Origin of the sequence: Streptomyces sp. (assembly GCF_019510245.1) — a bacterium.
Classification (GTDB): domain Bacteria; phylum Actinomycetota; class Actinomycetes; order Streptomycetales; family Streptomycetaceae; genus Streptomyces.
Window position 1 is genome coordinate 1 of the sequence record NZ_JAEKKT010000248.1, and the last position, 11393, is coordinate 11393.

General features: G+C 67.6%; 13 protein-coding genes and 1 tRNA gene. 4 read left to right on the plus strand and 10 right to left on the minus strand.

From position 1 onward, the window contains the following. Both JF597_RS47570 and JF597_RS47575 read right to left on the minus strand, forming a co-directional pair. On the minus strand, positions 1-580 hold a 580-nt coding region (locus JF597_RS47570), incomplete at its 3' end, for a hypothetical protein (RefSeq protein ID WP_294011702.1). Positions 581-810: 230 nt separating this feature from the next. Beyond that, positions 811-945: a hypothetical protein gene (locus tag JF597_RS47575; protein WP_294011704.1), complete on the minus strand. Its 135-nt coding sequence runs from the start codon at positions 943-945 to the stop codon at positions 811-813. Between the two features lie 168 nt (positions 946-1113). Here JF597_RS47575 and JF597_RS47580 point away from each other — a divergent pair, with 168 nt between their 5' ends. Together JF597_RS47580 and JF597_RS47585 are read left to right on the plus strand one after the other, a co-directional pair. Continuing rightward, entirely contained in the window at positions 1114-1524 is a 411-nt protein-coding gene (locus tag JF597_RS47580; RefSeq protein ID WP_294011706.1) for a hypothetical protein, read from the plus strand. A gap of 80 nt (positions 1525-1604) precedes the next feature. Then, positions 1605-1778, plus strand: coding sequence for a hypothetical protein (locus JF597_RS47585; protein ID WP_294011707.1), 174 nt, complete (start codon positions 1605-1607; stop codon positions 1776-1778). 1 nt (position 1779) lies between these two features. Here JF597_RS47585 and JF597_RS47590 read toward each other — a convergent pair whose 3' ends face one another. The 6 genes from JF597_RS47590 to JF597_RS47615 form a co-directional block, all read right to left on the minus strand. Further along, on the minus strand, positions 1780-2619 hold the full coding sequence (locus tag JF597_RS47590; protein WP_294011709.1) for a hypothetical protein: 840 nt from the start codon (positions 2617-2619) through the stop codon (positions 1780-1782). 347 nt (positions 2620-2966) lie between these two features. Continuing rightward, positions 2967-3344 carry a hypothetical protein gene (locus JF597_RS47595; protein ID WP_294011711.1) on the minus strand — a complete coding sequence of 126 codons (378 nt, stop codon included), beginning with the start codon at positions 3342-3344 and terminating at the stop codon, positions 2967-2969. Next, the gene (locus JF597_RS47600) at positions 3341-3727 is read right to left on the minus strand and encodes a hypothetical protein (protein WP_294011713.1); all 387 of its coding nucleotides are present in this window, start codon (positions 3725-3727) and stop codon (positions 3341-3343) included. Before JF597_RS47600 ends, JF597_RS47595 begins: the two co-directional genes overlap by 4 nt. Before the next feature lie 54 nt (positions 3728-3781). Then, a complete protein-coding gene (locus JF597_RS47605; protein ID WP_294011715.1) occupies positions 3782-3925 on the minus strand; it encodes a hypothetical protein in 144 nt (47 codons plus the stop codon). A gap of 392 nt (positions 3926-4317) precedes the next feature. Continuing rightward, positions 4318-4545 (minus strand): hypothetical protein, encoded by a 228-nt coding sequence (locus JF597_RS47610; protein ID WP_294011717.1) that lies wholly within the window; start codon positions 4543-4545, stop codon positions 4318-4320. Between the two features lie 104 nt (positions 4546-4649). Then, positions 4650-4732, minus strand: a tRNA-Leu gene (locus JF597_RS47615). A gap of 412 nt (positions 4733-5144) precedes the next feature. Here JF597_RS47615 and JF597_RS47620 point away from each other — a divergent pair. Both JF597_RS47620 and JF597_RS47625 read left to right on the plus strand, forming a co-directional pair. Beyond that, positions 5145-5918, plus strand: a complete 774-nt coding sequence (locus JF597_RS47620; RefSeq protein ID WP_294011719.1) for an ABC transporter ATP-binding protein — start codon at positions 5145-5147, stop codon at positions 5916-5918. Continuing rightward, positions 5918-8446: an ABC transporter permease gene (locus JF597_RS47625; RefSeq protein ID WP_294011721.1), complete on the plus strand. Its 2529-nt coding sequence runs from the start codon at positions 5918-5920 to the stop codon at positions 8444-8446. Before JF597_RS47620 ends, JF597_RS47625 begins: the two co-directional genes overlap by 1 nt. Before the next feature lie 90 nt (positions 8447-8536). Here the strand turns inward: JF597_RS47625 and JF597_RS47630 are convergent, their stop codons facing one another. Beyond that, positions 8537-9826: a cyclopropane-fatty-acyl-phospholipid synthase family protein gene (locus JF597_RS47630; protein WP_294011723.1), complete on the minus strand. Its 1290-nt coding sequence runs from the start codon at positions 9824-9826 to the stop codon at positions 8537-8539. A 207-nt stretch (positions 9827-10033) separates the two neighbouring features. Continuing rightward, positions 10034-11393: NAD(P)/FAD-dependent oxidoreductase (locus JF597_RS47635; protein ID WP_294011725.1), on the minus strand; the 1360-nt coding region annotated here is incomplete at its 5' end.

Consider the following 11393-nt stretch of genomic DNA (forward strand, 5'->3'; position numbering starts at 1 on the left):
GCACAACGAAGAAGTATGGATTTCCTGGAAGTAGAGGTGAGCACATGAGGTCAATTGCGACGATCCCCCCGCCCTGTACTGTAATATTAGCCGTCACGTTTCCCTCTGGAGCGGTCAACCGAGGGAACCCTGCACCCGCAAGAGAGGGAGTGGTGCGCGACGCTCCGGCTGCCACGACTTCACAGTCGTGTGCTATTACCCGCAGCGAAGCCCAGGTGCCCCCTCGGTCGTGATTCTCATCCGTAATTAGCCCCATTTCACGAGTGTTGCTTATGCAGTAGACGATCAAGTCAGCATGCTGCCGCGGTTCGGAACTCCCGGGACCTCCTCCTTTCTGAAACACTCCGACCTCGTATTTCATGCCTGACTTGAGTGTTTTCTTGTACTCACCGTGTTCGGGACCTTCGTCGACGCTACCCACATGTGGCGACCAGTCAGGAGCCGCCGCTGCCGCAATCGTCCATGTGCGCTCAAAGATATTTTCGTCCTGATCCTTGCTATAGGTTATGAACGTGGTTTCACTGGATCCGGGGGTTACGACCAGAAGTGCAGGCTTGGCCGTAAGAGTGGTCTCAGTCATAGCGGCCTCCAGAGATACCAGCTTTGAAACCTTCCACAGCTCGGTGCGAAAATAACGGAAGGCTTTGTTCGCGAAAATCTGCCGAGCCGCAGTGCAGGCTGCGTGACACGTACGATTCTGATCTGCACTGTCGGCGAGCCGGTTGACTCAAACCGTGCGACCCAGCCGTTTATCAATTTTCACGCCATACGCCCCAGCTAGCAACCGGGCCACTCGAAGAGCGAGCTCGTTCACGACCCGGTGCGTGGGACGGGCTTCCCGTTGCCACCACATCCCCGACTGGCCAGCGGGGAGCCCACGAACTGGAGGTACTTGGCCAGGCGTACTTGGTCGCCGCCGCGTGTGAAGTAGTCGTTCAGCGTCATGGGCCCGTTCCGGGGGCATTGGCGGCACGGCCAGAACCAGCGGCGCGCACGCTAGTGCAGGGGGGCATCCGTCGGTCGGAGTCGCCGTACGGGCGGAGGTTGACCAAGTGGCCGCCAGAGGCACGGTCCCTGTGGCAATGTCATCTCTCCGGCGGAGAGGAATAACTGATGACCAGTTACCAATGCGGGTCGTGCTCGTACGAGAGCGACGACCTCGACGAGGCTCAAGAGCACTCGTTCCAGACGGGCCACGTCTGCATCGGCAAGGATGGTGCAGGGTCGGCCGGAGGCAGGTTCGGCAAAGCCAGGGGCGCAGCCGGGGTCGGCATCAGCGTTCTGGCCGCCAGCGCCTTGGGGGTCTTCGCCTGGAAGTACAAAGCACTGGCGGCCGAGAAGGACGACCTGGCAGCTGAGAACAGCGAACTGAAGTCCACGGTAGATAGGCTGGCCGCCGAGAACAGCAAGCTGACGTCCATGGCCGGTCAACTGGTCGTTCAGCTGGCTGAGTTGATTACGGAGAACGACTATCTGAAGTCGCGCACCGGCGCTGGGAAGAATCTCCGCCGCTTTCGCGAATGAGCGAGGGCACAGAAGTGGGCCTGTACCCCGGAACCGACAGCTTCTGGCGACACTCGGTTCGAGGCGGGCACTCTGCTTGCATGAGTGCACAACAGGACAAGTCGCCCGTCCTGCTGTCCCGCATCGAGACTCCGCCGAGCGCCAAGGCGACGACCCCGCCGGCCCTTTGGCCCTCGCTCACCTGCCCCGAGTGCAGGGCGCAGTCGTGGCACCCCAGGGCCGTCGAGCAAGGCTATTGCGGCCAGTACCGCTGAACTACTTACCGCCCGCGTCCTCCTGGCCAGGGTTCTCCTTCTCTTGGCCTTGCTCCGTGCTCTCGTTCTGCTTCGCCTCACCCTGCTCCCCAGGCTCCTGGCCCTGCTCCGAGGTCTCCTTCTGCCCCTCATTTCGCTCCCGCGGGTGCTCTTCTGTCGGAGGTGCAGGGTCTGACTTCTTCGTAGTGATGAACATCGCGGTACCGAGGACGGATCCTATGATTCGATTACGGAGCCCCTCCTCCAGGTCCGCTTTCGCCATACGCTCGGCCGTCAAGTAATACCCGGTCACGACAGGCTGTTCGAAGTATCGACTCAGCTGGTCGATGGACTTCTCATACATGTGCATGTAGGTGCGATTGATGTAGGCGGATACGGCAGTGGCGACGCCAGCAATAGCACCGCTGAACCATTTCACATCGAACCCGGGATCACTGAGGCCGACCCACAGACATGCTCCGATCACGACCAGACCGGCGCCCGCAGCCAACTGGCCTGCCCGAAAGGACTGGGCGGCTTGCTTTGTGACGATGTCGTGGTACCGGAGAAGCTCCTGACGATTCAACTCGGCCAGGAGACCCAGCTGCCGATCCGTGCCGCGATATTCGTGGATCAGTTCATCTTCGCGCCTCGGATCGAAGTAGGTGGGCGCGGTGCCGAGCAGAACCGCCGAGCCCATGAAAACGACGAAACCGAATACAACACCAACCGGAACGGAGAACCAGTACGATGCGTCCGCGAGCCAGCCGAAGAAGACCACCAACCCCGCCGAGCCAACGGTGTTGATGGCGAGTGCGATCTCGGCCTGTCTCCCAGTTATCTGGGCTTCACTCCTGACCATACTTGCCTCCCCCGAGCCTGGGTGAGGAGGAAACTAGCACTCTGAACTGCCGGGCGACCGGGTGTTGTCACAATCGAGATGCCCCCATGGCAAGGCGGGGCGTCAGAACTTGAGGCTATCGGCCGAGGGGCATGGCCCGAGCCATGAAGCTGTCGGCTGAGGCCCCGGCAGCACAGCTCTCGGGGCCTCTTCGGCGCACCGACCCACCCAGGCACAAGGCGCACACCTGGAGTGTGGCACGGCAGCCGGTTCACCAGACGCCCGGACATGCGGCAGGCCCCTCGGGCACCACGCTCCGGAGGCCTGCTGCTGTTCAATCCACCGGTGATCAGACCGATGGGATCAGCCTACCGACCGAGGCGAAGCGTGCGGCTCATGAAGTCATTCGGTCTGGTGCCCGGATGGTGCACCAGCCGGGTGAAGACTTCCTGGCCGTCCACGAAGAAGTGGAGGACCTGCTTGCGGTGCGGCCGGATGATGTGCGGCCTCGTGCCCTTGAGGACGAACAGGACCGCCAGGTGGTCGCAGCGGATGACGCCCTGAAGTCCCTTCGGTCCCTCGACCACCCGCCACGTGATGTAGTCGCCCATGCTGCCCGGGTCCTCGTCCTCGGCGATCCGGGCCACGCGGCTCGTGCGCTCCTCCATCTTCTGGTATGCCTTACCGCCCCGGCGCTGGAGGATCCGCTGGATGACCCCCTGGTCGAGGCGGACCTCGACGCTCACGGCGTCTCTCCGTCCGGGCACGGGCAGTTCTGCAGCGCGTCCGTCAGCCGCTGCTCGATGCCACCGCAGCCGCCGCGCGGCTCCAACGTCTTCTGCATGCCGATGACGTACAGCGGCCCCCTGTGCCGGTTGCTGATGGATGGCACGCAGCACATCAGCGCGTTCAGGACCGTCGCCGAGTCGATCTGGATGACCCGGGCCGCGGCGGCCATGTCCTCGCAGGTGGGCGGGCACTGGTTGTTCTCGTCGATTGGGGGCACGCACCGCAGCAGCGTGATGACCAGCTCGACCGCGATCCGCGTGGGCCTGCAAGACTTCAGGCCGAGGACCTCGTGCGTCTCGTTGGGGAACTCGGTCGTCGGGTGGACCCGGGCGACGTTCACCGTCAGCTGACCGCCCGTCTGATCGCTGCCGTCGCAGGGGTCCCCGCACGAGTCTCAGGCCGGGGTGCCCGGGACGACGTACCGGCACGGACAGCCGGGCTGACCGGTCACCGAGGCCGCCGTGGAGTCGAGGGCATCGCACACGCACGCCAGGACCACGGTCGCCAGCCCGTTGACGGACTCCAGGGTCAGGGCCATCCCGTGAACCTCGGCCGCTTGAAGTCGGGGCTGTACACCCGGCTAGGGCTGGTCAGCCGGTACGGGTTCACTGTCGTTAGCCACATGTCGACCATGGCCAGGCCGGTCCGTCCCTCGCTGTAGATGACGGTCGGGTCAGCCCATTTCCACGAGCAGCGCGCACGGCAACTCACCGCAGCGATGGACCGTGACCGTACACGGAAGGAAGCAGAACTCGCGGCGCGCGAGCAGCAGGTCGCCGCGAGGGAGCAGATCACCGCGCGCACCATGCGCACCGCCAGCCTCCGGGTCTGCAGCATCGCCAACCGCCTCGACCAGGTGACCGAGGATGTCGGACGGGAGCGGTTCCGCCGGGAAGAGCTTGAGGCCGACCAGGCCGACCTCACCCGGGACTACACCGGCCTCGTCCGGCCGAGCAGCCGATCCCGGAACCCCGCCCTCAACTGCTGCCCCGCCGCGTTGACGGCGTCGCGGAAGACCTCGGCCGCCTTCTTCCCGGTCTCGTCGGGATCGAAGATCTCCGTCTGCCAGCCACCGGTCCTGGAGCCGCCAAGACGCCACTTGACCTGGTGGCTCGTGACCTCGTCGGCCTTGTTCTTGCGCTCGTGCACTGATGCCATAACGGCACGTTAGGGCCGATGTGTTCCCACGGTGTTCCCAAGCCATGAAAGAGAAGGGGCGCCTTCCCGCCGCCTTCGCAGGTGAGGCGCCGTAGCGCGGGTAGTGCCCGGAACCGGACTTGAACCGGTACGCCCGCGAGGGGCAGCGAGGTTTAAGCTCGCCGTGTCTGCATTCCACCATCCGGGCAGGCCATGGGCTCCGCTACGAGGTTCCGACCCTATCGGGAGGCGTCCCCCGAACAGCGGACGGGCGACCCGATGTTGTCTTATTTTATTGACGTCTGAGGGAGCATCAGCACCCGGAACGAGCCATCCGCACTTGCCAATAGCGTTACGCGCGGTGGGTGCACGCGTACACGGAATGACGGAATTTCACCGTCCGAACAAGGGGGCTCCACCTGTTCTCGACGACCGGGAGCGCCCGGTTCCGGATCGGGTCTCGGGGTTCGGTGTCATCCCCAGGTATGACGCGGTGCCCCGCCGGTCCCCCCTTGGTCGCCCCCCGGAACCGGAACTGCGGCTGACTACACGGGCCGGTTCGGCCGAGACGATGGTGCGGTCCCCATGAAACGCCGTCGTCCCGACAGGAGCGCCCTTCCGTGTCCACCACACCGATCGCCGACCGGCGGACCACCTCCGTGGCCGCACGTGCCACGGACCTCTCGAAGATCTACGGCCAGGGCGAGACCCAGGTGGTCGCCCTGGACCGGGTCACCGTCGAGTTCCGGCAGGCCGAGTTCACCGCGATCATGGGGCCGTCCGGCTCCGGCAAGTCCACGCTGATGCACTGCGTGGCCGGCCTCGACACCTTCTCCTCGGGTTCCGTGCGGATCGGCGACACCGAGCTGGGCTCCCTGAAGGACAAGCAGCTGACCAAGCTGCGCCGGGACAAGATCGGGTTCATCTTCCAGGCGTTCAACCTGCTGCCGACGCTGACCGCGCTGGAGAACATCACCCTCCCGATGGACATCGCGGGTCGGAAACCGGACAAGCAGTGGCTGGACAGCGTGATCCAGATGGTCGGCCTCCGGGACCGGCTCGGCCACCGTCCCTCGCAGCTCTCCGGCGGCCAGCAGCAGCGCGTCGCGGTGGCCCGCGCGCTCGCCTCCCGCCCGGAGATCATCTTCGGCGACGAGCCGACCGGCAACCTCGACTCCCGCTCCGGCGCCGAGGTCCTGGGCTTCCTGCGCAACTCGGTGCGGGAGCTCGGCCAGACCGTCGTCATGGTCACCCACGACCCGGTGGCGGCGGCGTACGCGGACCGCGTGGTCTTCCTCGCCGACGGCCGGATCGTCGACGAGATGTACCGGCCGACCGCCGAGACGGTCCTCGACTTCATGAAGCAGTTCGACGCGAAGGGCCGCACCAGCTGATGTTCCGCACCGCCCTGCGCAACGTACTCGCGCACAAGGCCCGGCTGCTGATGACCGTGCTCGCCGTCATGCTCGGCGTCGCGTTCGTCTCCGGCACCCTGGTCTTCACCAACACCATCTCGGACGCCTACCAGAACAGCTCCGCCAAGGGCTTCGAAGGCGTCGACGTCGCCGTACAGGCCAAGTACCAGGACTCCAAGGGCGACCAGGTCGGCAAGACCCCCGACCTCACCCAGGCCCTCCTCGACAAGGCCGCGAAGGTCCCCGGGGCCGCCTCCGCCACCGGGGTCGTCTCCGGCTTCACCGCGATCGCCGACAAGGACGGCAAGCTGATCGGCGGCGGCTGGCAGTCGGAGGGCGGCAACTACTGGGGTACCAAGGACGCCCGTTACCCGCTGGTCAGCGGCCACGCGCCCAGCGGCAGCGACGAGGTCCTGATCGACTCCAGGACCGCCGAGCGGGCCGGCTACAAGGTCGGCGACACCGTGCGCATCTCCGTCGACGGCCCGGTCCTCACCCCCACCGTGGCCGGCATCTTCACCACCGACGACGGCAACGTCACGGCCGGCGGCAGCCTCGCCCTGTTCGACACGGCGACCGCGCAGCAGCTGTTCGGCAAGAAGGGCACGTACGACGAGATCGACGTGACCGCGAAGTCCGGCACCGGGCAGGCCGCCCTCAAGTCCCAGCTGGACGCGGCCCTTCCGAAGAAGCTCGTGGAGACCACCACGGGGCAGAAGCTCGCCGACGACCAGGCGGAGCAGATCTCCAGCAGCATGAGCGGCCTGCGCTCGGGTCTGCTCGTCTTCGCCGGCATCGCGCTGTTCGTCGGCACGTTCATCATCGCCAACACCTTCACCATGCTGGTCGCCCAGCGCACCAAGGAGCTGGCCCTGCTGCGCGCGGTGGGCGCCTCCCGCCGCCAGGTCACCCGCTCGGTGCTGATCGAGGCGTTCGTGGTCGGCGCGGTGGCCGGGGTGACCGGTCTGGTCGCCGGTATCGGCATCGGCGCCGGACTGCGCTCGCTGCTCGGCTCGTTCGGCGCGACCGTCCCGGACGGCCCGCTGGTCGTCAGCCCCGGCACGGTGGCCGCCGCGCTCGCGGTCGGCGTCGTCATCACCATGCTGGCCGCCTGGCTGCCCGGCCGCCGCGCCGCGAAGATCCCGCCGGTGGCCGCGATGAGCGCCCTGCACGCCGCCCCGACCACCAAGTCGCTGGTACTGCGCAACACGATCGGCGCCCTGTTCTCGGCGGCGGGCGTGGTGGTGATCCTGGCGGCGACCACGATGAACGGCAGCGACGGGCAGGCCCCGATGGGCTTCGGCGCGGTCCTGCTCATCATCGGCGTCTTCGTCCTGACCCCGTTGCTGTCCCGCCCGCTGATCGCGGCCGCGGCCCCGCTGCTGCGCGGGTTCGGGGTCTCCGGCAAGCTCGCGCGCCAGAACTCGGTGCGCAACCCGCGTCGTACCGCCGCCACCGCCTCCGCGCTGATGATCGGCCTGACCCTGATCACCGGCATGACGGTGATGGCGGGCAGTCTGCAGAAGTCCATCGACAAGATGGCGAGCTCGGCGATCCGCGCGGACTACATCGTCTCGATGGCCAACGGCAACGCGCTCTCCCCCGACGTGGCGAAGAAGGTCGCGGCGACCGACGGCGTGACCGCCTCCAGCCCGCTCAGCAACGCGGCCTCCCGCATCGACGGCGAGACCGAGTTCCTGACCGGCGTCGACGGCTCCTCGATCGGCAGGCTCACCGACCTCACGGTGGACAGCGGCGCCTTCAAGGTGGGCGGATCGGACGTCGCCGTGGACGACGACACCGCCAAGTCGCACGGCTGGAAGGCCGGCTCGGTCTTCACCGTCCACTACGAGGACGGGAAGTCGCAGCGGCTGACGGTCGCCGGGGTCTACGAGGGCAACGAGGTGATCCGCGGGATCATGCTCGACAGCACCACCCTCACCCCGCACGAGACCGACCCCGCCGACATGCAGGTCATGGTCAAGACGGCGGACGGCGCGTCGGACGCCACCAAGGACAGGCTGGAGAAGGCCCTCGGCTCGAACCCGGCGATCAAGGTCCAGGACAAGCAGGACCTGTCCGACTCCATCGCACAGGCGTTCACGCTGATCCTGAACATGGTCTACGGCCTGCTCGCGATGGCGGTGATCGTGGCGGTCCTGGGCGTCATCAACACGCTGGCCATGTCGGTGTTCGAGCGCTCCCAGGAGATCGGCATGCTCCGCGCGATCGGCCTGGACCGCAAGGCGGTCAAGCGCATGGTCCGCCTGGAGTCCCTGGTCATCTCCCTCTTCGGCGGCGTGCTGGGCCTCGGCCTGGGCGTGTTCTTCGGCTGGGCGGCCGGTCAGCTGGTCGGCTCGCGGATGCCGACGTACGAACTGGTGCTGCCCTGGGCCCGGATGGCGGTCTTCCTGCTCCTGGCCGGCGCGGTCGGCGTCCTGGCGGCCCTGTGGCCGGCCCGGCGCGCGGCGAAGCTGAACATGCTGGCCGCGATCAAGGCCGAGTAGCGGCGGCGAACGGCGGCAGATGCGGCGAAGGGGCCCCGCGGGTGACGCGGGGCCCCTTTCGTCCGTGCGTGAGCTGGTCCGTGCAGGGGCTCAGTTCTGCCAGACGCGGCTGCGCAGGGGCAGCCCGGAGGCACCGGAGTCCGGGGTCCGGACGGCCAGCACCTGGTTGACGCCGATGCGGTTGTGTTCGAAGGCGAGGGCGGATGCGGCCATGTAGAGCCGCCAGACGCGGGCCCGGCCGGGGCTGGTCAGCCGCATGGCCCGCGGCCACTCGGCCTCCAGATTGGCCACCCAACGGCGCAGGGTGCGGGCGTAGTGCTCGCGGATCGACTCCACGTCCCGCACCTCGAACCCGGCCAGCTCCAACTGGGTGACGGTGGTGCCGACCGGGGCGAGCTCGCCGTCCGGGAAGACGTAGGCGTCGATGAACTCGTCGACGTCGTAGGCCGACTCGTCGCGCTGCGGGCGCCGTGCGATCTGGTGGTTGAGCAGCCGTCCGCCGGGCTTGAGGAGCCCGTACAGATCCCGCGCGTACCCCAGGTACCGCTCGGCCCCCACGTGCTCCGCCATCCCGATCGACGAGATCGCGTCGTACGGCCCGTCCCTGACGTCCCGGTAGTCCTGGACCCTGATCTCCACCCGGTCCGTCAGACCCTCGTCCGCGACCCGTTTACGGGCGAACGCGGCCTGCTCCTGGGAGAGGGTGACGCCGACGACGCCGACGCCGTGCTCGCGGGCCGCGTGGATCGCCATCGACCCCCAGCCGCAGCCGACGTCCAGCAGCCGCTGACCGGGCCTCAGGTCGAGCTTGGCGCAGACGAGTTCGAGCTTGTCGCGCTGGGCGGTCTCCAACGTACCGCCGTCCTCCCAGTAGGCGCACGAGTACACCATCGACGGCCCGAGGACGATCCCGTAGAAGTCGTTCCCCACGTCGTAGTGGTGGCTGATGGCCTGCCTGTCGCTGCGGCGGGTGTGCAGGTGGCTCCGTCTGCGCACCTCCTCGCGGGGCGGGGCGGGCGGGACGGGCGGCCCGGCGAGCCTGACCAGCTCCCGGACGGCGGCCCGCACCCGCGGGTCGCGCAGTGCCTGCGCGAGGGTACGGGCGTCCTCCCCGCGCTCCCAGATCAGCCCGGACATCACGGCGAGGGCGCCGTAGAGGTCGCCCTCGATGTCCAGGTCGCCGGCGACCCAGGCGCGGGCCAGGCCCAGTTCGCCCGGCTTGAACAACATGCGGCGCAGGGCGCGGCGGTTGCGCACGACGAGCGTCGGCGCGCCCGGCGGCCCGGCCTCCGATCCGTCCCAGGCCCGCAGCCGCACCGGGAGCGGGACTCCCAGCACCTGCTCGGCAACACTCCTCAGCCGCGACGCGGCGTCGGCCATGGCGCACACCTCCAAGACATCGATCCCGGATGCCAGTTACCACGTAAACACCGTGACGGCAGCCGCGCAGTCCCGCAAAGGAGTTACGACTGGGCAAAACAGATGTAGCCAGCATGTAATCGGGCCGGCTCCCGGGCACGCCGAAGGGCCCCCCGCACCACGGATGGCGGGAGGCCCTTCGGATGGTTCAGCGACCGGTGACCGGGGTCAGGAGGCCTTCGCCTTCTCCTCGGCCTTCGCGGCGGCGACCGGAGCGGGCTTGGCGGCCTCGTAGAACTCCTCGCGGGGGTTCTCCATGGCGCCCAGGGACACGACCTCGCGCTTGAGGAACATGCCGAGCGTCCAGTCGGCGAAGATGCGGATCTTGCGGTTCCAGGTCGGCATGGCCAGACCGTGGTAGCCACGGTGCATGTACCAGGCGAGACGGCCCTTGACCTTGATCTTGGTCTTGCCCAGGACGATCATCGCGACGCCCTTGTGCAGACCCAGACCGGCGACCGCGCCCTTGTTGGCGTGGCTGTACTCCTTCTGCGGGAAGCCCCGCATGCCGGAGACCACGTTGTCGCCGAGGACCTTGGCCTGCCGCAGCGCGTGCTGCGCGTTCGGCGGGCACCAGGCGTTCTCGACGCCGGCCTTGCGGGCGGCGACGTCCGGCACCTGGGCGTTGTCGCCCGCGGCCCAGATGTAGTCGGTGCCCTGCACCTGGAGGGTCGGCGCGGTGTCGACGTGGCCGCGGGGACCGAGCGGCAGGCCGAAGCGGGCCAGCGCCGGGTTCGGCTTCACGCCGGCCGTCCACACGATCGTGTTGGAGTCGACCTCCAGGCCGTTCTTCAGCACCACGTGGCCGCCGACGCAGGAGTCCATCGAGGTGGAGAGGTAGATCTCCACACCGCGGCTCTCCAGGTGCTCCTTGCCGTACAGGCCGAGCTTCGGGCCGACCTCCGGGAGGATCTTGTCGGCGGCGTCGACCAGGACGAAGCGCATGTCCTCACGGGACACGTTCTTGTAGTACTTCGCCGCGTCGCGGGCCATGTCCTCGACCTCGCCGATGGTCTCCGCGCCGGCGAAGCCACCGCCGATGAAGACGAAGGTGAGCGCCTTGCGGCGGATCTCCTCATCGGTCGTGGAGTCGGCCTTGTCCAGCTGCTCGAGGACGTGGTTGCGCAGGCCGATGGACTCCTCGATGCCCTTCATGCCGATGCCCTGCTCGGCGAGGCCGGGGATCGGGAAGGTGCGGGAGACCGCGCCGAGCGCGATCACCAGGTAGTCGAAAGGCAGCTCGTACGCCTCGCCGACGAGCGGCGCGATCGTGGCGACCTTGCGGTCCTGGTCGATGGTGGTGACCCGGCCGGTGAGGACCTCCGCCTTCGGCAGCACGCGTCGCAGCGGGACGACGACGTGCCGAGGGGAGATGCTGCCGGCGGCGGCTTCGGGGAGGAAGGGCTGGTAGGTCATGTACGACCGGGGGTCGACGACCGTGACGGTCGCCTCGCCGTAGCGCATCTTCTTGAGAATGCGCCGAGCTGCGTACAGGCCTACGTACCCACCGCCTACTACGAGGATCCTG

Excerpts from the sequence above, each read along its gene's own strand:
- JF597_RS47575 (WP_294011704.1), bottom strand. The coding sequence starts at position 945 with ATGACGCTGAACGACTACTTCACACGCGGCGGCGACCAAGTACGCCTG.
- JF597_RS47625 (WP_294011721.1), top strand. The coding sequence starts at position 5,918 with ATGTTCCGCACCGCCCTGCGCAACGTACTCGCGCACAAGGCCCGGCTG.
- JF597_RS47585 (WP_294011707.1), top strand. The coding sequence starts at position 1,605 with ATGAGTGCACAACAGGACAAGTCGCCCGTCCTGCTGTCCCGCATCGAG.
- JF597_RS47605 (WP_294011715.1), bottom strand. The coding sequence starts at position 3,925 with ATGGCCCTGACCCTGGAGTCCGTCAACGGGCTGGCGACCGTGGTCCTG.
- JF597_RS47610 (WP_294011717.1), bottom strand. The coding sequence starts at position 4,545 with ATGGCATCAGTGCACGAGCGCAAGAACAAGGCCGACGAGGTCACGAGC.
- JF597_RS47630 (WP_294011723.1), bottom strand. The coding sequence starts at position 9,826 with ATGGCCGACGCCGCGTCGCGGCTGAGGAGTGTTGCCGAGCAGGTGCTG.
- JF597_RS47580 (WP_294011706.1), top strand. The coding sequence starts at position 1,114 with ATGACCAGTTACCAATGCGGGTCGTGCTCGTACGAGAGCGACGACCTC.
- JF597_RS47590 (WP_294011709.1), bottom strand. The coding sequence starts at position 2,619 with ATGGTCAGGAGTGAAGCCCAGATAACTGGGAGACAGGCCGAGATCGCA.